This is a genomic window from Frankia sp. Hr75.2, from assembly GCF_949319125.1.
GTDB classification, from domain to species: Bacteria; Actinomycetota; Actinomycetes; order Frankiales; family Frankiaceae; genus Parafrankia; species Parafrankia soli.
Map to the genome: position 1 here is coordinate 137,222 of NZ_CASGGV010000299.1, position 24,465 is coordinate 161,686.

The window sequence follows — 24,465 nt, forward strand, 5'->3', positions numbered from 1 at the left end:
CGTCATCGCGGGTCGTCACCGGTGATCGCCGGGCGCAGGCGTCCGGCGATCACCGCACGGATCTGCCGGTGCAGCTCCTGCGGGGAGAGCGTCGCGTCCAGGATGACGTGCCGGTCCGGATCCTCGTCCGCGAGCCTGCGGAAGTGCTCGCGAACCCGTCGGTGGTAGGCCACGGCCGCGACCGGGTCGGTGCCGGAGCGATCCGGCCCCGCGCCGTGCCCGGCACCGCCGCCGTGCCCGGCACCGCCGCCGTGCCCGGCACCGCCATCGTGTCCGGTACCGCCATCGTGTCCGCCGCCGTCGTCCTCGCTCTCCCGCCCGAGGTGAGGATCACCCCCGCCTCGGGCCAGCGCCTGCTCCGCAGGCAGGTCCAGCAGGATCGTCACGTCGGGCAGCAACGAGTGGCTGGCCCACTGGGTCAGCACCGTCAGCTCGTCGCTGTCGATCCGCTGGCCGAGCGCCTGGCACGCGATCGCGGAGTCCACGTAACGGTCGGTGAGCACGATCGCGCCCCGTGCCAGCGCCGGTTCGATGACCCGGGCCACGTGCTCGGCGCGGTCGGCCGCGTCCAGCAGCAGCTCGGTCCGGGCGTGCAGCCGGTTCGCGGGGTCGTCCAGCAGGTCCCGCAGGCCCGCGCCGAGGGACGTCCCGTCGGTCTCGTACGCCGGAACGACCTCGCGCCCGCTCGAGGACAGCCAGCTTCGCAACAGCTCCAGCTGGGTCGTCTTGCCGGCGCCCGCGGCACCCTCGACGGTGATGAACAACCCGCCATGACGGCGGCGGGCAGCGCCCGGCCGCCGCCCGCGCAGCGCGTTCCACAGCTCGGGCAGGACGGCTTCCCCGGTGTGGTCGTCCATCTGGCGGTAGGAGAACAGGCCGACCGCGACGGCGAGCAGCCCGCCGGCGAGCAGGACGACGGTGACACCGTCGGCCCGGACGTTGATGTCACCCCAGAGGTGGACCTGGTGCGAACCGATCAGACCGACGAGGGCCGGCGCGGCCGCGAGTACGACCAGCAGGTCGACCCGTACCAGCGACTGGACCAGCGCGAAGGTGCGCCCGCGCAGCTCATCGGCGACCTCGGCCTGCAGCAGGGTGTACCCGGTCACCCAGGCGACGCCGGCGAGGGCGCCGACGAACACGACCAGAATGCAGGCGATCACCAGGTTCGGGATGATCGCGACGATCACCAGCGTGATTCCCGCGGCGGTGACGCAGACGCCGAAAAGGCGGGTACGGCTGTAATCCCCGAGCAGCTTCGGGCCGGCGCCCATTCCGGCGGCGAGGCCGATGAACACCGCGCCGAACAGCACGCCGTAGGCCGAGTCGCCACCGCCGAGGATCTCGACGTAGAGCTTGCCGAGCGCCACCACACAGCCGGCGCCGGCGAAGCCGCCGAGGATTCCGACGACCAGCCCGCGGACGAGGCGGTCCTGGCCGACGAACTTCCAGCCCTCGGTGATCGAGGCGAAGAAGCCCGGCTCCGTGCTGTGCTCGGGCCGTTCCGCGCGGCCGATCGACCGCAGGCCCCAGATGACGATCGCCGACCCGAGGAACGTGGCCGCGTTGAAGTACAGCGCGATGTCCAGGGAGGAGTCGCGGAAGAAGTGAATGGACGGGCCCAGGGCCCGGGACACGGTGGCGAGCAGCGTGAAGATCGCCGCGGCCAGCGGCGCCGTGCCGTAGGTCGTTATCAGGCTGAGGGTGTTGGCCGCCGCGAGCCGGTTACGCGGGACCAGATGCGGGATCGAGGCCTCCTTGGCCGGTGCCCACACCAGGCTCACGCACTCGACGAGAAAGGACGCGATCAGTAGCCATCCGAGGGTTCCCACGATCGGGATGGACAGGAACAGCCCGAACCGCATCACGTCGGTGATGACCATGGTCATCCGGCGGTCGAGGCGGTCGGCGATCGCTCCGGCGAGCGGGCCCAGCACGAGCGCGGGCAGCAGACGGACGATCAGCAGGGAGCTGATCGCGAACGCCTGTCCGGAGAAGCTCTCGGTCAGCTGGGTGACCAGGGCGGTGGTCGCCAGCAGGCCCATCCAGTCGCCCAGGCTGGAAAGGCTGAGCTGGATCCACATCCGGCGGAACTCGGGAATTCGCAGAACCGCCCGCAGGTCGCCGTCCGAGCCGCTGGTGGTGCGCGCACGCGGTGGCGAGGGCACCGTCGTGACCGGATGACGGCTCAGTGGCCGCCGGACCCGCATCCGTGGCGGACGCGGGGCCCGCCGACCAGCCGGCGGCCCAGTGCCTGGCGGCTCGGTGTTTGGCGGCTCGGTGTTTGGCAGGTGAGTGCCTGGCGGGTCAGTGGTCGGCGAATCGGTGCTCGTCGAGTTGGCGCTCGGCGGGTCGGTGTTGACCACGGGAGTCGCCGCGGGCTCCCGCGGAGCCGCCCGCGCGGCCCGCAGCGGTGTCTGGTCCAGCTTGCCGTGGCTCTCGCCGACGGGCAGATCCATCAGCTCGACCGCTGAGAGCCACCGGACGTTGCTCCGGTGGCGCTGTCGGTGCCGGATGCGTCGCCCGCGGCGGTGCCGGTCTCCCCGGCGCCGCTGGCGGCGGACTTCGACGCGCGGGAGCCGGACTTCGCCGTGCCGCCCGACGTCTTGCCCGCGGGCTTGGCCTTCGTGGTGGTCTTCGCGGCCGTCCGGGGCTTGGCTGTGGCCTTCGCGGGCGCCTTGGCCGTGGTCTTCGTGGTCCGGCGCGGCGTGGTCGTGCCGCGGGCTCGGCGGTCCGCGAGGAGCTCGGCGGCACGCTCGACCGTGATGGTCTCGACCGCGTCGCCCTTGCGCAGGCTGGCGTTGGTCTCGCCGTCGGTCACGTACGGGCCGAACCGGCCCTCGCGCAGGACCATCGGGCGCTCGGTGGCGGGGTCGGGCCCGAGCTCACGCAGCGGCGGCGTCTGCGCAGCCTGGCGCCGACCGCGGGCCTTCGGCTGCGCGAGCAGCGCGAGCGCCTCGTCCAGCGTCACCGTGAACAACTGGTCCTCGGACTCCAGCGAACGGCTGTCGGCGCCCCTCTTCACATAGGGGCCGTACCGCCCGTTCTGGGCGGTGACCTCCGCGCCTTCCGCGTCGGTGCCGAGGACGCGGGGGAGCGTCAGCAGCCGCAGCGCGTCCTCGAGGGTCACGGTCTCCAACGACATGGTGCGCAGCAGGCTCGCGGTCTGCGGCGGCTCGCTGTCCGTCGTCACGTACGGGCCGTAGCGGCCGGCCTTCGCGGTGATCGACGCACCCGTCTTCGGGTCCGTGCCGAGCAGACGGTCGCCGCTGGGCGCGGCCAGCAGCTCGAGCGCGCGCTCCACGGTCAGCTCGTCGGGAGCGACCTCGTCCGGGACGCTGGCACGCCCGTCAGCGTGCTGGACATAGGGCCCGTAACGACCGACCCGCACGACGACAGGCTCGCCGTCGTCCGCCTTGCCCAGCGGGATGGAGTTGACCTCGCGGGCGTCGATCTCCCCGAGCCGCTCGCCGACCAGGTGCTTGAGGCCCTCGACCGCGCCGGAACCGCCGGTGTCGGTCGTGTCGGGCAGACCGAAGTAGAACCCGGTGAGCCAGTCCGTGGACGCGGCCGTACCAGCGGCGATCGCGTCGAGGTCGTCCTCCATCGAGGCCGTGAACTGGTAGTCCACGAGCCGGGTGAAGTGGTCCTCCAACAGCCCGACCACCGCGAACGCGACGAAGCTCGGGACCAGCGCGGACCCCTTCTTCCACACGTAGCCGCGGTCCTGGATCGTGCCGATGATCGACGCATAGGTGGACGGCCGGCCGATCCCCAGCTCCTCCAGCGTCTTGACCAGGCTGGCCTCGGTGAACCGCGGCGGCGGGCTGGTCGTGTGGCCACGCGGGGTGAGCGTGCGGGTGGCCAGCGGGTCCCCCCGCCGGACGTCGGGCAGCCGCCGCTCGCGGTCCTCGAGCTCGGCGTCCGGGTCGTCGGCGCCCTCGACGTACGCGCGTAGGAACCCGGGGAAGGTGATCACCTTGCCGGAGGCGGAGAACTCCGCGTCCTCCCCGGAGCTGGAGGTCGCGCCCAGGCGGATGGTGGCGCTGGTGCCGCGCGCGTCGGCCATCTGGCTGGCCACCGTGCGCTGCCAGATCAGCTCGTACAGGCGGAACGAGTCACCGTCGAGCTCCGAGCGCACCTCACCCGGGGTCCGGAAGTGATCCCCGGCGGGCCGGATCGCCTCGTGGGCCTCCTGGGCGTTCTTGACCTTCTTGGCGTAGGTGCGGGGCCGGTCCGGGACGTACTCGGCGCCGTAGAGGGTGCGGGCCTGGTCCCGGGCGGCGACCAGGGCGGTCTCGGACAGGTTCGTCGAGTCCGTCCGCATGTAGGTGATGTAGCCGTTCTCGTAGAGGCGCTGCGCGACCTGCATCGTGCGCTGGCTGGAGAACCGCAGTTTGCGGCCGGCCTCCTGCTGGAGCGTGGAGGTCATGAACGGCGGGTAGGGCGAGCGCCGGTACGGCTTGGTCTCGACCGACCGCACCGCGAACGCGGCGCCGGTGAGCCGGCCGGCCAGCGCGCGGGCGCCGGCCTCGTCGAGCAGCGCGACCCCGTCGGACGTCAGCTCGCCGGTCGGGGCGAAGTCGCGGCCGCTGGCCAGGCGCCGCCCGTCCAGCGCGACGAGGGTCGCCGGGAGCGGGGTCGTGTCGAGGGCGGCGCCGTCGTGCGCGACGGTCTGCTGGAAGACACCCTCGATGTTCCAGTACTCCGCGGTGCGGAACCGCATCCGCGCCCGCTCCCGCTCGACGAGGACGCGGGTCGCCACGCTCTGGACCCGCCCCGCCGAGAGCTTGGGCATGACCTTCTTCCACAGCACGGGGGAGACCTCGTAGCCGTAGAGCCGGTCCAGGATCCGCCGGGTCTCCTGCGCGTTGACCAGGTTCTCGTTGATCTCCCGCGGGCTGTCGACCGCACGCTGGATCGCCTGCGGGGTGATCTCGTGGAAGACCATCCGCTTGACCGGGACGGTCGGCTTCAGGGTCTGCAGGAGGTGCCAGGCGATCGCCTCGCCCTCGCGGTCCTCGTCTGTCGCCAGGTAGAGCTCGCTGGCGTCCTTGACGAGCGACTTGAGCTTGCTGACCTGGACCTTCTTATCCGGGCTGACGACGTAGAGGGGCTCGAAGCCGTTGTCGACGTCGACCCCGAGCCGGGCCCACGGCTTGCCCTTGTGCGCGGTCGGCACGTCGGCGGCGCTGCGCGGCAGGTCGCGGATGTGGCCGATGCTCGACTCCACCTGCCACCCCGGGCCCAGGTAGCCCGCGATCGTCTTCGCCTTGGCCGGCGACTCCACGATCACCAGACGGGTCCCGTTCCCGTTCGCGGTGGCCCGCGCCGGGCGGCGCCCGCCCGTGGCGCGGGCGCCCGAAGCGCGCCCTGCGGTGGCGCCGGCCTCGGCCGTCTCGGCCGTCTCGGCCTCGGCCGCCGTGGCGCTCGCCGCCGTGGCGCTGGCCGCCGTGGCGCTCGCTGCCGCGGGCTTGGCGGGCTCGGCGACCGGCGTGGGCGACCCCGCGGTCGTCCGGCTCGTCGAATTCGTGCGCGGTGGCACTTCTCTCCTCGTTACGGCGTGCTGCTCCGGTGGACCGCTCGGGACGTCAGTGCCGCCCGGGTGATCCTCGTGTGATCTACCTCTGTCAGTTGCTCCAATGCCCGCCCGGGGCTGTTGTCGGCGCGCCGGCGATCCCCGCTCCATGGGCGTGGACACGGGCCCGGCACGACCGGACATCTCCCGCTGCCGGAATCGGCCGCAGGGAGCACCGTACGCCGGTGTGTGGCTGGAGGGCTCCCCCCGTCCGCCGTCGGGGGCCGCGCGGGCACTCCCTCGGCGGTTGCGCCGGCAGGCATCCGCACCATCGTGCCGTCGTCCACGCCGGGCGGTCCAGCGGCAGACGATCGCGTGCCGGATGACCCCGCCCGATCACCACTTTGCCCCGGAGACGCTCGCCGGACTGCCGGACCCGGCGACCACGAACGGGGCCGCATCCCGCCTACCAGGCGGGATGCGGCCCCGCATCGCTTCGGCGAGCGAAGGGCCGACCGGCTGCGCACGACCGCACGGGCGGGCGTCCACCAGGCCTCGACACAGCACCGGTGGCGATCCGGACGGGGTCGGACGAAGATCGTCGGGCAGCATTCGCTGCGGGACACCGTCAGATCACGCGGTCGGTGTGCCGGTTACGCGCCGACAGCGCCGGATCTCGTCGTCAGACCTTCACCTCCGAGCCCGACGGCGGGGTGCGCGTCGGCGGTGCCGAGGGCGTCGGCGGCCCGTCCCCCACCGACGAGCCCCGCCGCCTGGACGTCGCGACGACCGCGACGATCACCACGACGGCGGCGAGGGCGATGCCGATGCGGGCGGCCGTGTTCTCGTCCTCGCCCACCGAGAACTTCACGACCAGCGGAGCGATCAGCAGGCTGACGAGGTTCATCACCTTGAGTAGTGGGTTGATCGACGGTCCGGCGGTGTCCTTGAACGGGTCGCCGACGGTGTCCCCGATCACCGTCGCGGCGTGCACCTCAGAGCCCTTGCCGCCGTAGTTGCCGTCCTCCACGAGTTTCTTCGCGTTGTCCCAGGCGCCGCCCGAGTTCGCGAGGAAGACCGCCATCAGCACCCCGGCGGCGATCGCCCCGCCGAGGAACGCGCCCAACGGCGGGTAGCCGAGGCCGAACCCGACCGCGATCGGGGCCATCACGGCGAGTGTTCCCGGTGTCACCAGCTCGCGCAGCGAGTCCCTGGTACAGATGTCCACAACGGCGCCGTAGTCGGGCTTCTCTGTGCCCTCCATGATTCCCGGCTTGGTCCGGAACTGGTTGCGCACCTCCATCACGACCCGGCCGGCGGCGCGGCCGACCGCGTTGATCGCCAAACCGGAGAACAGGAAGACTACGGCGGCGCCGATGATGAGGCCGACCAGGGCGTCCGGATAGGCGATGTTCAGCCCACCAACGGTGCCCCGGGCGGCCTCCGTGGACGCCCCCGCGTCGGCGAGCGCGGTCGTGACCGTGTCGGTGAACGAGCCGAACAACGCGGTCGCGGCGAGCACCGCCGTGGCGATCGCGATGCCCTTGGTGATCGCCTTGGTGGTGTTGCCCACCGCGTCCAGCGAGGTCAGGATCGCCCCGGCGCGTTCGTCGATGCCCTCCGGCCCGGCCGACATCTCGGCGATGCCCTGGGCGTTGTCGCTGACCGGGCCGAACGTGTCCATCGAGACGATGACACCGACCGTGGTGAGCAGGCCGGTTCCGGCAAGCGCCACCGCGAACAGGGCGATCGTGACGCTGCCCGAGCCGAGGAGATACGCGCCGAACACAGCCGCGCCTATGAGCAACGCGGAGTACACAGCCGACTCGAGACCCACCCCGATTCCGGCCAGGATGTTCGTCGCCGGCCCGGTCGTCGACGCCTCGGCGACGCCAAGGACCGGGCGGCGGTTCGTCTCGGTGAAGTAGCCGGTCAGCAGCTGGATGGCGGCGGCGAGCACGATGCCGATGAGCACCGCGCTGATCGCGATCACCCGCGGATCGCCGCTCTGGGTGCTGCCTTCCAGCCCCGGGAACTCGGCGAAACTGCCCGGCAGGTAGACCATGGAGACGATCACCACGCCGATCGCGGAGACCACGGCGGAGATGAAGAAGCCCCGGTTGATCGCGGTCATGCCGGTGCGGTCGCCGTCTCTGGGGGAGACGGCGAAGATCCCGATGATCGCCGTGAGCACGCCGACCGCCGGGATCAGCAGCGGATATACCAGCCCGTTCTCGCCGAACGCCTTGACCCCGAGAATCAGCGCCGCGACCAGGGTCACCGCGTATGACTCGAACAGGTCGGCGGCCATCCCGGCGCAGTCGCCGACGTTGTCGCCGACGTTGTCGGCGATCGTCGCCGCATTGCGCGGGTCGTCCTCGGGAATGCCCTGCTCGACCTTGCCGACCAGGTCCGCTCCGACGTCTGCCGCCTTGGTGAAGATCCCGCCGCCGACTCGCATGAACATCGCGAGAAGGGCGGCGCCGAACCCGAACCCCTCGAGCACCTGCGGGGCGGTGTCCCGAAAGGCCAGGACCACCACCGCCGCCCCGAGGAGGCCGAGTCCGACGGTGAACATCCCGACGACGCCGCCGGTACGGAACGCGATCCGCATCGCGGCACGTTCACCGCTCTCGATCGCCGCCGCCGCGGTGCGGGTGTTGGCCCGGGTCGCGAGCGACATGCCGACGAAGCCGACCAGCGCGGAGAAGACGGCGCCCACGACGAAGAACACGGAACGGCCCACGCGAGCGCCCGTGTCATCCGCCGGTAGGAGCAACAGGACGAACGGGATCACGATGACGAACCCGGCGAGGGTCCGGAACTGCCGGCGGAGGTAGGCTGCGGCTCCCTCCTGAACCGCTCTGCCCACCTCGATCATTTTCGGAGTGCCCGCGTTCGCCGCCAGTACCTCGCGCACCAGGTAGGCGGCGACGAGGAGGGCGAGTGCTGCGACGATCGCCACACCGGCGACCAATCCGACAGCTCCACCGCTAAGGTCGATAGGGGGGTCCTCGGCCTGTAGGGTGTGGATCGGGGACATGGCTCCTCCCGGTCTGCTGTGTGCGCCCTCTGTGGCCGCGGCAGATGTGGGCCGGGCACAGAACGCCCGCCGTGCACCGTTCGTCGATCACAGCCGTACACGTCGCATCCGACGACGTCCTGGGTGGCGACCGACACCGGTCAGCGGGCGGGAGCCACCTTCCAGCGGGCGCCGAGCGGGCGCCGGACGTTACTCCGGTGAGGTAGCGGTGCCGGTCCGTACCCGGCGCCGCCGACCAGCCCGCGCGGTGAACGCCTTCGTGTGGCCCTGGCCTGTGGCCCGGGGCCAGGCCCCACGGGGAACACCAAGGGAAACACCGACGGCCCCGATCGACCGTCGGTGAGATGCGGCGGAGTCTATCCGCACTTCTGTGACGTGCGCTCGTTTTTCGGTTGTGGCTGGCCGAGTCGCCCGTTTTTGTTGTAGCGCGGCCCGTGAGGTGTCGCCCGGGCTGACGCCCGCAGGCCGGCGTGCCGTTCGGCTGCCGACGGCCTGCTCGAAGTGTGGCTGGACGCGCTCGAACCTCGGGTGGGCCCCGATCGCTGTCGGGAACTCACCCGAGTCGCTGCCAGGCGTCAAGCAGGCGTCGGGCCTTTCTCGGCCGCGTCAGGGCCCGCAGGGTCTCACTGCGGCTCGCCAGGTCTCGCTGTCGGCTCGTCAGGCCTCGCGGCGGGCGGAACCGGCGATCTCCGCGGCCAGTGCCGCGTAGGCGGCGGAGTCGAGATCGGAATCGGCCGGCGGCTCACCGGTGTGCCAGGTCATCTCGACGACGGTGCCCGTGCCGTCCGTGCCGCGCCGGACGGCGACCTCGTCGACCAGGCCCTCGATGAGGGCCAGGCCCAGGCCGGGCGGGAAGGGCTGGTCGGCGTCAGGGTCGCCATCGAGGCCCGGCGCGGTGAGCGCGGCGGAGCCGAGGGCCGCCGCGCCACCGAGGTCCGCGCCACCGAGGTCCAGCAGGGCAGGCGCGCTGATGAGGCCGCCGTCCGGCCCGGGGGCGACCTCGTCTCCCGGGGCGCCACTGTCCGACACGACGACGGTGAACGTCTCCGGCGCGTCGGTCAGCGCCACGTGCACCAGCGCCTCGGGATTGCTCCGGCGGTTGACCCGGACGGCTCGGGCGCACGCCTCACCAACCGCCAACTTGATCTCGTCGACGGCGCCGGCTGGCACGCCCGCGCGCCTGCTGACCGCGGTCGCGATCATCCGGGCGGTACGGACATGGCCGGGCAAGGCGGCGAAGTGCAACTCGACGGTGGGCATGCGTCCGAGGACCTGCCTTTCGCGAACGGGACCTGATCAGTCCCTGGCGGCCAGGGCTTCCTCGACGGAGGAGTGGATGGGGAAGACCTTGGTGAGTCCCGTGATCCTGAAGATCTTGAGGATACGTTCCTGGGTGCAGACCAGGTGCAGCGAGCCCTCGTGGGCACGAACCCGCTTGAGTCCGCCGACCAGGACGCCGAGACCGGTGGAGTCGAGGAACTCCACCCCCTCCATGTCGACCACCAGGTGGTACGACCCGGCCGAGACCAGGTCGATGAGCTGCTCGCGAAGCTTGGGGGCGGTGTAAACGTCGATCTCGCCGCCCACCACGACGACCGTGTGGGTCCCCTCCTGGCGAGTCGTGAGGGACAGATCCACGGATCCTCCTAGTGGTTCTTCCCGGCGCCCGCGCCTCGGGCGACCGACATCACGGCGGCACTACCCTCCCATGAGGAGGATCAATCCGATGGCCCGCAACACAGATGGCGAGCCGGCATTCGGCGCCGCCGACGGATGAATCGACCCGGTGTTGCTCCTCGCTCATCCGAGGCGACGCACCTCGGATGATGCTATCGCCGATCTAGTGTTGGACCCGGTGTGGGGTGTCATCAGGTTGCCTACCGTGACCTGGCAGGGATCGGCCAGGTAATGGGAGCAAGTGGTTTGGATGGTGGGCGGACGTCGTCCTCGGGCGACCGCCTATCGTGACGGGCGTGGGTTCGCCGGCCGTCACCGAGCACGATCCCGCGCGAGTCGGAACCGTCCTGAACCGACTCGCCCGGGACAGCCGACGGGCGGCCAACATCACCCACGTCGAGAGCGTTCCCGCCCGGCGGGGCCGGCCGGCCGCGTGGCCGGAGTGGGCCGACCCGCTGCTCGTGAGCCGGCTGCGCGCGGCGGGGATCGAGCAGCCGTGGACCCACCAGGTCGAGGCGGCCCGGGCGGCGCACGAGGGGCGCGGCGTCGTGCTGGCCACCGGTACCGCTTCGGGGAAGTCTGTGGGCTACCTGCTGCCCGTGCTGACCCGGCTGCTGGCGGAGCCGAGCTCGCGCGCCATCTACCTGGCGCCCACCAAGGCGCTGGCCAACGACCAGCTTCGTTCGGTGCGCTCACTGATGCTGACCGGTGTCCGGGCGTCCACCTATGACGGTGACACCCCGGGCCCCGAGCGGGAGTGGGTGCGCGCGCATGCCACGTTCGTCCTCACCAACCCGGACATGCTGCATCGCGGGATCCTGCCGGCACACCGCCGCTGGGCCCCGTTCCTGCGCGGTCTCCGGTTCGTCATCGTCGACGAGTGCCACGGCTACCGGGGCGTGTTCGGCGCGCACGTCGCCCAGATCCTGCGGCGCCTGCGGCGGGTCTGCGCCCGGTACGGCACCCGGCCGGTGTTCGTGCTCGCCTCGGCGACGGTGGCTGATCCGGGCCTGTCCGCCTCCCGGCTGACCGGCGTGGACGTCGACGTGGTCGACGCCGACGCGTCTCCCCGAGGGCCCATGGACTTCGCGCTGTACGAGCCGCCGCTGCTCGGCGTCCGCGCGGGACGGCCGAGCACCCCCGCGGACGGCACAGACGTGGGTGGCCCGGACGTGGACGGTGCGGGAGTGGACGGTGCGGGCGCTCCCGTGCCACACGGAGAGAACGACGCCCCCGTCCGGCGGGCCGCGACCGCCGAGTCCGCTGATCTGCTCGCCGATCTTGTCGCCGAGGGCGTGCGGACGCTGGTGTTCGTCCGTTCCCGCCGGGCCGCTGAGGTGGTGGCCGCCGCCGCCCGCCGCGGCCTGGGCGAGGCCGCCCCCGAACTGGTCGAGCGGGTCGCCGCCTACCGGGCGGGATACCTGCCCGAGGAACGCCGTTCGCTGGAGGGACGCCTCCGGACGGGTGAGCTCCTCGGCGTGGCCGCCACGTCCGCGCTCGAGCTCGGCGTCGACATCAGCGGACTCGACGCCACGGTGATCGCTGGCTTTCCCGGGACCCTGGCATCGCTGTGGCAGCAGGCCGGCCGCGCGGGCCGGACGGGGCAGGCGGCGCTCGCGGTCCTGGTCGCGCGGGACGATCCGCTGGACACCTACCTCGTCCACCATCCGGAGGCCGTCTTCGGCCGGCCGATCGAGGCCAGCGTGTTCGACCCCGACAACCCGTACGTGCTCATGCCCCACCTGGAATGCGCCGCCAGCGAACTGCCGCTGACCGAGGACGACCTGGAGCTGTTCGGGCCCGGTGCCCGCGCGGCGGTCGACGACCTCGTCCGGCGCGGGCGGCTGCGTCGACGACCCACCGGCTGGTTCTGGACCCAGCGGCACCGCCCGGACGTCGACATCCGTGGTGTCGGCGGCCCACCGGTGCGGATCGTCGAGACGGCGACGGGCCGGCTGCTCGGCACCGTCGACGCGGCGACCTCGCACTCGACGGTGCACGCGGGGGCGGTGTACCTGCATCAGGGCGCCAGCTTCATCGTCAACGAGCTCGACCTGGACGACGCGGTGGCCTTCGTCGACGCGGCGACGCCGGACTGGACCACGGTCGCGCGGGAGCACACCGACATCCGGGTCGTCGAGTCCACCCGCTCCGCACGGTTCGCCGACGTCGAGATCCATCTCGGGACGGTCGAGGTCACCAATCAGGTGATTGCCTTCCAACGGCGCCGGCTGACAACCGGGGAGGTCCTCGGGCAGGAGCCGCTCGACCTGCCGCCGCGCCAGCTGCGTACGCGGGCTGTCTGGTACACGGTGACCGACGAGCTCCTCGCCGCGGCCCAAATCGAACCCGCCGACGTGCCGGGGGCGGTGCACGCCGCCGAGCACGCGGCGATCGGCCTGCTGCCCCTGTTCGCCACATGCGACCGGTGGGACATCGGCGGGGTCTCCACCGATCTGCACCCGGACACCGGCCGCACCAGCGTCTTCGTCTACGACGGCCATGCCGGTGGGGCGGGGTTCGCCGAACGCGGTTTCCTGCGGGTGGCGAACTGGCTACGGGCGACCCGGGACGCCGTCGCCGCGTGCGAATGCCCGGCCGGCTGCCCGTCCTGCGTCCAGTCGCCGAAGTGCGGCAACGGCAACGAGCCGCTCGAGAAGGCAGCCGCGGTCCGGCTGCTCGACGCCGTGCTGGCAGCGGTGGACGGCGACCCTGCGGACCCGCCGAGCCCCTGGCGGGAATGAACACGATCGCGGGCCGGGGGTGCAGACGACCGTATCGGGGGTAGACCGCCCTCTGTCGGATTTTCAAGGCGGCGCAATCGATACGTAGCAGGAAATCTGGAGGTTCCGGTGGTCACCGTCGGTGTGGTCCTGTTGCTTCTGGCGGGTGTTCTCACCGCGGACATCGTCCTGGAGAACTCCGGTCAGACAGAAGTAATGATCATGGGTCAGTCGCTCTCCTTCGACGTCTGGGGGCTATTCGTTCTCGGGCTCGCGACCGGCGTGTTGGTGGTGGCCGGTACGCAGATCACGCTGCAGGGCTTCGCCCGGGACAGGCACCGGCGTCGGCTGGAGCGCCAGCGTGCCCGTGACCTGGCCGCCATGACGCGGGCCGTGCCCACCCCGGCACCTCGGCACTCGGCCCCGACCGCACCGACTACCGCCTCCGCCCCGACAGCTGGGTCTGCCGCGACCACTGGGTCCGCCGCGACCGCTGGGCCCACTCCGGTGGGGGTGGCGCCTCGTTCCGGCCCGGCCCCGGTCCCCGCCGGTGGCCCCGGCGCCGTCATGCCGGGTGGGGCCGCTGGTACCGCGCCCTCGCGCCGATCCGCGGTACCGACACCGGCTATGCCCGCACAGACCGGCTCCGTGCCGACGACCGCGCCTGACCCGGTCGTGCGTTCCCAGTCCAGTCGCCAGGCGGCTGCCGCGGCAGCCGCGGCAGCCGACACCGGTCCGCTTCGGATGGGGCGCCGTGGGACCGGGGAGGGCCAGCCCGGCGAGGGGCGGGCCGCTGGCGCACCGACCCAACAGGGTGCCGCCGTGACCGTTCCGGTCGGCCAGGCCGGGGGCGGGCGAGCGAACGCAACCGCCCCCACGCCGGTGGCCGCGCCGGAATCCGCGCCGGGGTCGGGACGGTCGGCGGGACGTCGGTCCGCCCGCGCCGAGCGCGCCGCCACGACCGGCTCGCCGGCCGCTCCGGCGCGGCCCGTGCCGACGGCGCATCCGGGGGACCGCGTCGTGGCCCGGGTTTCCGACCTGCGGCGCAAGAAGCGCGAGGCGCAGGCGGCCGAGACCGTCCCTGGTGCTCCCACGGCGCCGGGGCCCGTCTCCGGGGCGTCCGGGGCGGTGCCGGCGTCCGGGCCGCCCACACCTCCCGCGGGTGTGCGCACCCCCTGACCCGTGGGCGTGCGCACCGCCCGATCCGTCGGTGTGCGCACGCCCTGACCATCAAGTGAGCGAGTGGAGCTGACACCTTCCACCGCGGTCGGCTGATACGCGCCGGGCCCACCCTCCCAGGGCCCGGCGCGCGCCCATGACCGGGCCGGGCCGAGCACCCGCAGCGGGCCGGGCAGGTCGGCCTCCACGCCGATCCTGATGCTGTCGGATTCGACCTGACAGCGGGACAGCCTTCCGGCGTTGGCGGACGCCGTCGCCGCGGCCCGGCGACAGGCCGCCTCGGGCTGGGCCGATCGGTCCGACGCCGCGGCAAGTACGGCGAGGTCGGCCGCGGCCGCCGCGCGCTGGCGGGCCGCCCCGGCCACCATCAGGCCCAGCGCCGCCGACCCGACCAGCACGATGACGGAAAGGGCGCCGAGCAGCCAGATCGTGGCCGAGCCGCGGTCGGCGCGGGCTTCCCCGAGAAGCAGGTGCGAGAGCCGCCTGGCGGGCGGTGGAAGCCGATTCACGGGTGTTCCACCAGGCCCTCCTCCACAGCGGCGACCGCGACCGCCGCCACCGTGACCACCGGCACCAGGCGGCCGATGTCGTCGCCACCCACCGCCACGGTGACGCGGACGCGGACCGCGCCCTCGGCCCGGGTGATCTCGATGGCGGCGCCTGGCGGTGCCACGCGCTGCGCCCAGGCCCGGGTGGCGGCCTCCGCCTCGCCGCGGGCGGCGGCCCGTGCGCCGAGGCGGGCGGCGTCGGCACACCGGGCCTGCGCCGACACCGCGCCGATCATCCAGATGAGCATGAACACGACCGCCACGAGACTCGGCAGGCCCATGGCGAGCTCGGCGGTCACCTGGCCGCCGTCGTCGTCGCGGTCCTCGTCGTCGTGGTCGTCGTGTGGCTGCCGTACCGGTACGGGCATCGCGGCGAGGTCAGAACGTGACCGTCAGCGCGCGCTGCACGACCGAGGAGATCAACGAGCGGGTGGCCGAGCTCGAGATGACTGCGTAGAGGACCCCCGCGAACGCGACGGCGGCCAGCGTTCCGACCGCGTATTCGGCCGTCGACATTCCCGCGTCCGTCGGCATGCCCGTGTTCGACCGGGGCGAGCGGTACCAGCGCCGGTGCCGTGGCCGCGGCGAGGGCACGGAGCGCCGCGGGCGGAGCAGCGCGTACAGGAACAGCATGGTTGCCTCCGGGTTCAAGGGGAGCCGGGCCGGCCCGGCCCGTGCACCATCGATCGTGTCGCCGGATCAGCCGCCCCGCGCCGACGAAGGAGCTCCTGTGGACGGCGGGTTCCCGTCCACAGGGGCCGCCGTAACCGAACGGCCGCGACCGAGGGGCCGCAAACGGGTCCTCCCGGCGTGGCCAAGGCGCCTCAGCCCTGGTGCGTGGGTGGAGTGGTCGGGCCGAACGCCGGGCCGAGATCCGGCGCCGAGCCGATGACGACGGGTACGACCCCCAGCAGCAGGAACGCGGGCAGGAAGCACAGCCCGAGCGGGGCGACGGCGAGGACACCCGCTCGGCGTGCGGCGGCGATGGCCGCGGCGTGGGCCTCCTGTCGGGCGCGGTCCCCGATCCTGGTCAGTGTCGCGGCGAGCTTCGCCCCCGACGACTCCGTCCGGCCGATGGCGGCGGCGGTGGCCGTCACCACGCGGGTCTCCCTGCGCCGGTTCGACCCGCGCCCCGTGCGGTGCGGATCGGCTCGCCACGACCTGCGCGAGTGCCGGGTCGGGCCCCTGCCTGGTCCGCCGCTCTCGTGCCTGGAGGAGTCGTGCCTGAGCCCCTCACGGCGACCGGCTGCGCGCCGGTCGCCCCCACGCCGCCCCACCGCGCGGGCCGCGCCGGCGCGGCCCGTTCCGGCACGGGCCGCATCGGGACGAGGGGCGCCGCCGGCCGCCAGGAGCCGGTCGCATGCCTCGTCGACGGGGACGCCCCGGCGCATGGCCCGGCCGGCGGCTTTCAGCTGGGAGCCCGCCGCACCGCCCGTCGCCACGCCGACGACCTCCAGCGCGTGCTGGGTGGTCGCGCCCGACCGCAGGCACGCGGCCACGAGGTCGAGGGCGAGCGGAAGATCGGCCAGTAGGCGGCGCCGGTACTCGCGCGAGGTCGAACCGCCCCAGCGCCGGCCGGCGGGCAGCGGCCCGGCGCAGACCGGCGGCACTCGAGCCTGCACGCCGTCCGCGATGCGGCGCAGCCAGCGCAGTCCCGCGAGGTCGAGCAGGACGCCTGCGGTCAGGCACGCCCGACCGGCCGATCCGGTCAGCAGCACCTCCACCGGCGACGAGCCGACGAGCGCGCCCAGCGCGAGCCCGAGCAGGGGCAGACCCGCCACCAGGCGACCCGAGGACCGTGGCCCGGCGAGCGCGGACGCCAGCTCGTCGGCCCGGGCGGCATCCGCGCGGGCGGCGTCGGCGAGCATGGTCGCGACGGGGGCGAGCCGGACGCCGGCCAGCCGGCAGACCCGGTACGCCGTCGCGAGCTGGCGCAGCGCGGGAGCCTCGCACCGGGCCAGCAGGCGCGCGGGGTCCTCCGCGCCGGGCAGCAGCTCCCGCAGGCGCGCCAGGTCGAGCCCACCGGCCGCCTGCCCGGTCACGCCTGCCTGGCCGTGGCCGTGGCCCGCGCCGCGTCGCCGTCGGCCGGGCCGGGTCGGCAGGTCCCCGACCGAGTACAGAGCGGTTCGGAGAGCCTCGTCGGGGGCCGCGCCGGCATCGAGCTCGGTCGACAGAGCGGCCAGCACGTCCTCGGCCGCGCCGCGCAGCTCCGCCTCGTACCGCTGGTCAGTCGCGCGCCGGATGGCGAGCTGCGCCGCCCGACCGACGATGACGGCAAGCCCGGCGAGCGGGCCGGCGAGAGCCGTCACGGCGACGATCAGGCCCAGCCGTGCGGCCCCGCCGGCGAGCCTCGAGGTCGCCACCCGCCGCCCGCGGCCGCCGGTGGTCATCGTGCCTCCGGCGCGCTCGCGGGAGGCGGCGGTGCGGTGACCGGGGCCGGCCGTGGGCCGCGCCGGACCGGGGTGGCCTGATCGAAGGGCCACAGCGAGAACCCGCGGTCGCGCAGGAGCGCCCGCAGGATGGGAAGCCCCTCGCGCTCGACGCCGGCGAACGGACGCCCGCCGTGGACTCCCCGGCCACCGGGTGGCCGCTGATCGCCGGACGTCCGCTGGTCACCGCGCGCTCGCTGGCCGCCGCGGGACCGGTGGTCGTCGTGGGCCCGCCGGTCGCCGCGTGCTCGGTCATCGCCACGTGCTCGGTCGTCGCCGTGCGGGTCGCGGTGGACCGGGCCGGTTCCGCCGGCAAGCGCGGGCACGATCCGCACGATCCCGTCCGTGTCGCGGCGCACGACACCGATGCCGGTGACGCGGCGGGCGCCGTCGCCGTCGCGACCGAGGTGGACGGCGACGTGGACGGCCGCGGCCAGATGGCTGTGCAGCGCGGCGCGCGGCAGGCCGGCGAGCGCCCCGAGAGCCTCGAACCGGGCGGGCACCGTCTCGGCTGTGTTGGCATGAACCGTACCGAGCCCCCCTTCGTGACCCGTATTCATCGCCATCAGGAGGTCGAGCACTTCCGGCCCCCGCACCTCGCCGACGACCAGCCGGTCCGGGCGCATCCGGAGTGCCTGCCGGACGAGCTCGCGTTGGGTGATCTCGCCCGCGCCCTCGATGTTGGGCGGGCGGGCCTCCATCCGCACCAGGTTGACCCGGGCGAGGACGAGCTCGGCGGTGTCCTCGACCAGCACGATCCGTTCGCCCGCGGGGACGGCGTCGAGCAGCGCGGCGAGCAGGGTGCTCTTCCCGGTGCCCGTCCCGCCGCTGATCACGGTCGTCAACCTGGCGGCGAGGACGGCGCGCAGCACGATCACCTCGGACGGCCCGATCGTTCCCAGCGCGGCGAGCTCGTCCAGGGTGAACGGCCGGGGCCGTGGCCTGCGCAGTGAGAGGCACGTCCCGCCGAGCGCGGGCGGGGAGAGAACCGCGTGCAGCCGGATCCCGTCGGGCAGCCGGACGTCGACGAACGGCATCGCCGTGTCCAGGCGCCGGCCGCCACTGCCGGCGAGCCGCACGGCGAGCCCGCGGACGGCGGCGTCGTCGGGGAAGCGCACGGCCGTGTGCCGCAGGCGGCCGGCCCGCTCGATCCAGACCTGATCGGGGCCGTTGACCAGGACGTCGGTGACCTCCGGGTCCCGCAGCAGGACGCTGAGTGGCCCGAGTCGTTGCTCGCCGCCCGCGGATGCGCCGGGGATTTTCGGGGCGGCCTCGCGTTCGCCTGTTCGGCCGGGGCCGCTGCCGGCGATCCCACCGATCTCCGCCATCCCGGCCATTGCGCCGAATCGACCGATCTGGCTGATCTGGCTGATTCGGTCGATCCCGCTGGTCGCGCTGAGCCCACCGATTCCACCGGTCCCACCGATTCCACCGGTCCCACCGATTCCACCGGTCCCGCCGGCTCCACCCGTTCCGGGGAGAGGGGAACTGGCGCGAGCAACGCCGGGCAGGCGCGGGCGGTTCCCCGGGGAGGGGAGCGACTGGCGGCCATTCATCGCCGAGCTCCGCCGTCCAACCCGAGTTCTGCGATGAAGAGGTCACTGAACTCGATGATCGATGCGCCGATTCGGGGTTCCGAGCCGGTCGCCGCGTTGTCGACGACGCCCCGCTTCGTGGTCCCGTCTGTGGTATCTGAGCGCGGCTTGCCCGAAGTGCGACCTGTGGTCGGACGGTCTCCCTCACCGTCCGCCTCCCGCCGCCGGCTCTCGGTGGCGAGTGCGGCGGGGCTCGCCCCGGGCTCGTCGCGGATCACCCCGGTCAGGGGGAGGCCCAGCCGGGCCGCGACCGCTCCGGCCGTCGCCGGACGCCCGGACAGGTCCGTCCCACCGGGCAGCATGAGCTCGCCGCGGCCACCGGGACCGGACGGCGGCAGCCGGACGACCAGCCTGACGTCCGAGCAGGTGCGAGCGGCGTACGCGATCACCCGGGCCGCCGCGGCGGTCGCCCACGGCTGCGTCGTCACGACGACGAGCACCGTCTCGCAGAGGAACAGGCCGACGTCGCAGGCCGGGTCGGCCGAGCGGGGGAGGTCCGCGACGATCAGGTCGGCGCTCCCGCGCGCCGTGGCGAACAGGGCGCCGACCGCCGCGGGTGGCAGCACCGGGATCGCCCCGCGGTCCCAGGAGAGCACCGGCAGGTCGCCGCCGGTCATGGTCGGCCCCGCGAGCAGCCCGTCGAGGAAGCCGTCCTCCTCGTTGGTGATGGGCGCCTCGCGTGGGCTCCCGCCGGTCGCGGTGCCTCCGCCGGGACGTCCGTGCGCCCCGCTGGGCGGGCCGGGACGGTGCCGCCGCGACCGGTCACCCGGCGGCACCGGGCGTGCGCCGCGAGGGGCGGTGGTGAACGGGCCCCGGCCGACCCCGGGCGGGTCCGCCGGCGGTGCCGCGGTCGACGGCATCGTGGCCGCTGACGGGCCGGCCGTCGGCGGCCTGTCGTCGCCCACCGCGATGCCGCCGAACGGGTCGACCTCCAGCAGCACCGAACGGACGCCACGCCGCAGCCCCGCCCGGGCGAGGGCCACCGCCAGCGTCGTCGAGCCGACCCCGCCCCGGCCGCCGAGGACGCCCACCGTCCGCGACCGCCGCCGCGCCGCGTCAGCCGCGCGCGAGAGCAGGTTGACCAGCCAGGTCTCGGCCTCGGGTAGGAAGATCACGTGCTCGGCGTTGATCAGGAGGGCGAGGTTCCAGGTGCGGTGATCGTCGACGTCGGTGCCGACGAGCACGATGTCGGACCGCTCCGGCAGGCCCGCGGCGACGCAGGCGGCGGCGCGGTCGGCGCCCACGACGACGAGCGGCGCGCTCGCCCAGTACCGGCTCGCGGCTCTGGCCGTCGGCACCACCGTGACGGCCGCTCCCGCCGCGGCCGCGAGCCGGAGCAGGTCGTCCAGCAGGTCGGGCGCGTCGGTGACGACGAGGGGGCGCTGGCGATGGTTGTCGTCTGCTGATGTCAGGGGCTTCGCGGGAGTCATGGCGGGGCCCGTCCCTTCGGCGCGGGTGGCTGTGTGCGGCCACCATGCGCCGTGCCCCCCGGTCTGAGTGGATCTTCAGGGTGGGCCGGGCCGTGCTATAAGAACCGTTTCGCGCGGGCCGTGCCTCGGCAGGCGTCCCGCCGGGAACGGGCCTGTACTCAGCCCCGGGAGAGTGCCTCGCACACCGCGAGAGACTCCCGCGCCGCCAGCTCCAGGGCTCCGGCACAGTGCCGCACCCAGACCCCGACACCCTCGGCGCCGCCCGCGACGTACGCGGCGAGCGCGGCACGGTAGTCCGGCTCCGTGCCGACACCCACACCCGGCACTACGGCATCCGTGCCGGCCGCTCCCGCCGAGCCGGTGCGGTCGCGGTCGAGCTCGAGATGGCCGACGTCCGTTGCCACCAGTGCCTTCGGGTCCAGGCCGCGGCTGACCAGGACGAGGCGCGTGGCGGCCCGGGCGATGATCCCGTCGAGCGCGCCGAAGGGACGGATCGCGAGCAGCTCACCGTGCGTGATCGCCGCGACCACGATCGCGGGAGCCCTGGTCGGCACGGTCAGCACCGCGGTGAGCCCGTCCAGGCGCTGGGACATCTCCGCCGCCGGCATCGCCGGCACGGGCGGAGATCCCGCGACGTCCGTGACGGCGGCCCCGGTGATGCTGGTCGGCGACCATGAGGCGTCCGTTCGCGGCCGGCCGAGCACGTCGTCGGGAAGCAGCCCGCGCCCGGCGAGGACGTGCATGCGTGCCAGCGCCTGGCGCGGCGCGCGCTCCCAGGCGGAGGAGAGCGTGCCCAGCTCCGCGTAGAGGCGTACCGCTCCCAGCGTCACGGCGAGTGAGCGTTCCCATGGGTCAGCCGACTGGCTGACCGAGACCGCGGGCTGGTCGTTGTCGCGGCCGGTCTCGCCCAGCCGGGCCCGCAGCGCGTCCAGCGCGATGTCGTGGCCCTCCAGCGCGGCCGAGGCGCGGGCCGCCCGCAGCGATGCCTCGGCGGTCACCTCGGCACTGCGGCGCCGCAGGATGCGATGCCGAAGGAGCGCGTCGACGGCCGCGCGGGCCGCCGTCGCGGCCTCGTCGACACCGGGAATCGCCGCAACCTGGCTCAATGGGTCGGTTCCGACGACTGATACCGACGAACGTGCTGTCACCCCGCAGACGCTACCCCGGCTGGGTTCGCCGGCACCGGCCCACCGTGCGGGCGGAAGGCGCCAGGTCGTCCGCCATCAGGTGTGTCATGAGGTGCGCCATGAAGCGTGAGGTGGGCGAATCGTCCTCCGGATCACATCGCTCCTTCGGGTTGTTGCCCCCCGTGGTCCGCAACGAGCGGTCACACTGCAGGCAGGGCATCCGGACGGGTCGGCCGCGTGACGGCGGCCGTGCGCGCTCCCGGGAGGGCATCGGTCCCGGATCTGACCGCGGGGTCCGCCGACCGACTTCGAGAGGGAGGGCCAGTGTGCCGATGACGACCGACAGTTCGCGAGCGGGGCGGGAACCGACGCTGGGGGAGCTGGTCGCGCTCGCGACCCGGGACATGTCGTTGCTGATCCGCCAGGAGATCGAGCTCGCCAAGGCGGAGCTCGCGCGCCAGGCGGTGTCGGCCGGGCTGGGCATCGGGTTCCTCGTCGCGGCGGCCGGTCTGGGCCTGGGCGCGTTCATCGCCGGCACGGTGTTCCTGGGTGAGCTGTTCACCTGGGCGGGCCTGGAGCGATTCTGGGCGTACCTGTTGACGGCGGTGCTCTACCTCGCCGCGGCCGGCCTGCTCACGATCTTCGCCGTGACCAGGTTCAAGCGCCTCTCACCGCCCGAACGGACCATCCAGACCGTCCGCGACGACATCGCCTGGCTGCGCAACCCGACGAACGGGTCCAACGGCTCGGCGCGGGCGCGCACGAAGCCGGGAAACGCCGGAACGCCGCCGGCGCCGACGGCGCACCTGGACGACGGCCCCAGCGTCCACTGAGGCCGCGGAGCCGCGGAGGCCCCTCTGGTCACTCAGGCCGCCGAGGTCCCGACGATCCGTGTGACCCGCGCAACCACTGGTCGGCACAGCCGCGGGATCTGCCATCCTTGCGAGCGATGGAGGATGCGACCCCCGAGTCCGCCACGGTTCTCGTCGACGGGCCGTGGCGCCACCGTGACGTATCGACCAACGGGACCCGCCTGCACGTCGCCGAGGCCGGCGAGGGGCCGCTGGTCCTCCTTCTCCATGGCTTCCCGCAGTTCTGGTGGACGTGGCGCAGCCAGCTCCGGGACCTCCCGCGGGCCGGCTACCGGGTGGTCGCCGCGGACCTGCGCGGGTACGGCGCCAGCGACAAGCCGCCCAGAGGCTACGACGCGTTCACCCTGGCCGACGACGTCGCCGGCCTGGTGCGGGCCCTCGGCGAGCGGGACGCGGTGATCGTCGGGCACGACTGGGGGGGCCTGCTCGGCTGGACGACCGCGGTCCGCCGCCCGCGGGTGGTGCGCGCGCTGGCGGTGATCGGCATGCCCCATCCGCTGCGGATCCGGCGCCAGATCGCCGCGGACCCCCGCGGACAGGGCCTGGCCAGCCGCCACCTGGCCGCCTACCAGCTGCCGTGGCGGCCTGAGCGTCGCCTCGTCGCCGACGGGGCGGCGCACGTCGGCGAGCTGCTGCGCTCCTGGGGCGGACCGGGCTACCCGGCGCCGGAGACCGAGGCCCGCTACCGCCTCGCGATGCGGATCCCCGGGGTCGCGCACAGCTCCCTGGAGTACCACCGCTGGGTCGTGCGCTCGCTGTTCCGCCCCGACGGGGCACGTTTCGCCGAGCTGCTCCGGACGTCCGTGCGGGTGCCGACGCTGCAGCTGCACGGACGGCTCGACCGCTGTTTCCTGCCATCCACGGCGGCCGGCTCGGACCGCCACGTGGCTGCCAGCTACTCCTGGCGGCTGTACGACGGGCTGGGCCACTTCCCGCACGAGGAGGACCCCGACACCGTCACCCGTGACCTGATCACCTGGCTGGCCGAGACCGCGCCCGAGCAGGCCCGCACGGCCGAGGGCGCGGCCGAACCGGCACCGGACGTCGAACCGGACGCCGAGCCGGCGGCTGAACCGAACGCCGAGCCGGACGCCCGAGCGGAGCCTGGACGGGAGTACGGGCGGCGGTGACCCCGCCGGTCAGTCGCAGCTCTGGGTGCTCACCGGCACGAGGGCCTGCGCTCCCTGCCGCACGGGCTCGCTGACCTCGTCGGCAGTCAGCACGTACCCGGTGTCGTTGTCGTCGGTGGCCGCGGCGAAGACCACGCCGTAGACCGTCCCGGCGCTCGACAGCAGCGGCCCGCCGGAGTTGCCCGGCCGTACCCGCCCGCGGATCGCGTAGATCTCGCGGCGAACCGTGCCGCGGGAGTAGATGTCCGGCGCCCGCGCGACCTGCTCGTTGCGGATGCGCGCGGGCTCGGTGGTGTATGGCCCGTCCTGGGGGTAGCCGGCGACGACCGCCGAGTCGCCCATGTCACCGGGCGGCGCGGACTGGAAGCGCAGCGGGGGCCGGAGCAGCCCCGGTACGTGCAGGACGGCCACATCCCGGTCGGGGTCGAACAGCACCACCTCGGCCGGCAGCGCCCCGGAGTCCAGCTCCACGACGGCCTCGGTGACACCGGCCACGACGTGCGCGTTCGTCATCACCCGCTGGGGCGCGATGACGAAGCCGGTGCCCTCGACCTGCTTCCCGCACGACGGCGCCTGCCCCCGCACCTTGAGGATGCTCGCCGCGGCGTTCTGGACGTCCGCCGCGCTGACGACCGCAGGGTCCGGTGGATCGGTGGCCACGATGCGCTCGCCGTCCAGGCCGGCGAACACCTCGGGAAAGCCCTGGTCGTCCATGAGTCGGCGCAGGTCGGCGAAGGTGTGGCGGACGTCGTCGGGCATCGTCGTGTCGACGGTGCCCAGTACCTCGGATCCGCGGGCGGCGCGGGCGAGGGTCTGGAACGGCGAGCGGTCGACCGCGGTCGCGACGAGCCAGGCGACCAGCAGCACGGACACCCCGGAGAGCACGGCGCCGGCGACCGCGTCCAGCCGCTGGCCGGGCCGCCAGGTGAGCCGGCCGCGCAGGGCCGCTCCGAGCGCGGTGCCCGCGATCTGCCCGACGAGGGCCAGGCCCACCACGACGATGAGGCCGACCAGGGCACCGTCCTCCTCGCGGCCGATGAGCTCTGCGAAGGGGCGTGCCACCTTGGCGCCGAGCACACCGCCGCCGAGGAAGCCGACGAACGACAGCGCCCCCACGGCGAACCCCTGGCGGTAGCCGGAGACCGCGAACATCACGACCAGGACGATCAGGACGAGATCGAGAAGGTTCACCGG

The 24,465-nt window shown here is 73.7% G+C and carries 16 protein-coding genes and 1 pseudogene; 4 read left to right on the forward strand and 13 right to left on the reverse strand.

What is annotated here, in order from left to right; all coding sequences use genetic code 11:
* Positions 1–2: 2 nt before the first annotated feature.
* The 5 genes from tmk to AC559T_RS24175 all read right to left on the reverse strand — a co-directional run bounded on the left by tmk (position 3) and on the right by AC559T_RS24175 (position 10,199).
* A complete protein-coding gene (gene tmk / locus AC559T_RS24155; RefSeq protein WP_498870194.1) occupies positions 3–2,459 on the reverse strand; it encodes a dTMP kinase in 2,457 nt (818 codons plus the stop codon).
* The gene (gene topA, locus AC559T_RS24160) at positions 2,459–5,545 is read right to left on the reverse strand and encodes a type I DNA topoisomerase (RefSeq protein WP_498870195.1); all 3,087 of its coding nucleotides are present in this window, start codon (positions 5,543–5,545) and stop codon (positions 2,459–2,461) included. Before topA ends, tmk begins: the two co-directional genes overlap by 1 nt.
* A gap of 655 nt (positions 5,546–6,200) precedes the next feature.
* Entirely contained in the window at positions 6,201–8,561 is a 2,361-nt protein-coding gene (locus AC559T_RS24165) for a sodium-translocating pyrophosphatase (RefSeq protein WP_071066187.1), read from the reverse strand.
* Between the two features lie 657 nt (positions 8,562–9,218).
* Entirely contained in the window at positions 9,219–9,821 is a 603-nt protein-coding gene (locus AC559T_RS24170; RefSeq protein ID WP_071066188.1) for an ATP-binding protein, read from the reverse strand.
* A gap of 36 nt (positions 9,822–9,857) precedes the next feature.
* On the reverse strand, positions 9,858–10,199 hold the full coding sequence (locus AC559T_RS24175) for an STAS domain-containing protein (RefSeq protein ID WP_012157755.1): 342 nt from the start codon (positions 10,197–10,199) through the stop codon (positions 9,858–9,860).
* Positions 10,200–10,534: 335 nt separating this feature from the next.
* Here AC559T_RS24175 and AC559T_RS24180 point away from each other — a divergent pair, with 335 nt between their 5' ends.
* Together AC559T_RS24180 and AC559T_RS24185 are read left to right on the forward strand one after the other, a co-directional pair.
* Positions 10,535–12,982: a DEAD/DEAH box helicase gene (locus AC559T_RS24180; protein ID WP_498870196.1), complete on the forward strand. Its 2,448-nt coding sequence runs from the start codon at positions 10,535–10,537 to the stop codon at positions 12,980–12,982.
* A gap of 108 nt (positions 12,983–13,090) precedes the next feature.
* Positions 13,091–14,140 (forward strand): hypothetical protein, encoded by a 1,050-nt coding sequence (locus AC559T_RS24185; protein ID WP_498870217.1) that lies wholly within the window; start codon positions 13,091–13,093, stop codon positions 14,138–14,140.
* A 131-nt stretch (positions 14,141–14,271) separates the two neighbouring features.
* On the opposite strand, the pseudogene AC559T_RS24190 reads toward AC559T_RS24185, so the two are convergent.
* The 7 genes and pseudogenes from AC559T_RS24190 to AC559T_RS24220 form a co-directional block, all read right to left on the reverse strand.
* Positions 14,272–14,649, reverse strand: a pseudogene (locus AC559T_RS24190) (Rv3654c family TadE-like protein); the annotation flags it as partial.
* Entirely contained in the window at positions 14,646–15,056 is a 411-nt protein-coding gene (locus AC559T_RS24195; RefSeq protein ID WP_112108391.1) for a TadE family type IV pilus minor pilin, read from the reverse strand. The gene AC559T_RS24195 and the pseudogene AC559T_RS24190, both read right to left, overlap by 4 nt.
* Before the next feature lie 10 nt (positions 15,057–15,066).
* On the reverse strand, positions 15,067–15,321 hold the full coding sequence (locus tag AC559T_RS24200; protein ID WP_071066192.1) for a DUF4244 domain-containing protein: 255 nt from the start codon (positions 15,319–15,321) through the stop codon (positions 15,067–15,069).
* Positions 15,322–15,512: 191 nt separating this feature from the next.
* Complete coding sequence (locus AC559T_RS24205) at positions 15,513–17,078, reverse strand: type II secretion system F family protein (RefSeq protein WP_498870197.1); 1,566 nt, start codon at positions 17,076–17,078, stop codon at positions 15,513–15,515.
* Positions 17,075–18,454 carry a TadA family conjugal transfer-associated ATPase gene (locus AC559T_RS24210; RefSeq protein WP_498870198.1) on the reverse strand — a complete coding sequence of 460 codons (1,380 nt, stop codon included), beginning with the start codon at positions 18,452–18,454 and terminating at the stop codon, positions 17,075–17,077. Before AC559T_RS24210 ends, AC559T_RS24205 begins: the two co-directional genes overlap by 4 nt.
* A 215-nt stretch (positions 18,455–18,669) precedes the next feature.
* Positions 18,670–20,142, reverse strand: coding sequence for a septum site-determining protein Ssd (gene ssd / locus AC559T_RS24215; RefSeq protein ID WP_498870199.1), 1,473 nt, complete (start codon positions 20,140–20,142; stop codon positions 18,670–18,672).
* Between the two features lie 158 nt (positions 20,143–20,300).
* Entirely contained in the window at positions 20,301–21,248 is a 948-nt protein-coding gene (locus AC559T_RS24220; RefSeq protein WP_498870200.1) for a Fic family protein, read from the reverse strand.
* Between the two features lie 353 nt (positions 21,249–21,601).
* On the opposite strand from AC559T_RS24220, the gene AC559T_RS24225 reads away from it, so the two are divergent.
* Both AC559T_RS24225 and AC559T_RS24230 read left to right on the forward strand, forming a co-directional pair.
* Complete coding sequence (locus AC559T_RS24225; RefSeq protein ID WP_112108388.1) at positions 21,602–22,102, forward strand: phage holin family protein; 501 nt, start codon at positions 21,602–21,604, stop codon at positions 22,100–22,102.
* Between the two features lie 116 nt (positions 22,103–22,218).
* Complete coding sequence (locus AC559T_RS24230; RefSeq protein WP_368951796.1) at positions 22,219–23,271, forward strand: alpha/beta fold hydrolase; 1,053 nt, start codon at positions 22,219–22,221, stop codon at positions 23,269–23,271.
* Positions 23,272–23,280: 9 nt separating this feature from the next.
* Here the strand turns inward: AC559T_RS24230 and AC559T_RS24235 are convergent, their stop codons facing one another.
* The gene (locus AC559T_RS24235; protein WP_071066198.1) at positions 23,281–24,462 is read right to left on the reverse strand and encodes a MarP family serine protease; all 1,182 of its coding nucleotides are present in this window, start codon (positions 24,460–24,462) and stop codon (positions 23,281–23,283) included.
* Between the last annotated feature and the right edge of the window lie 3 nt (positions 24,463–24,465).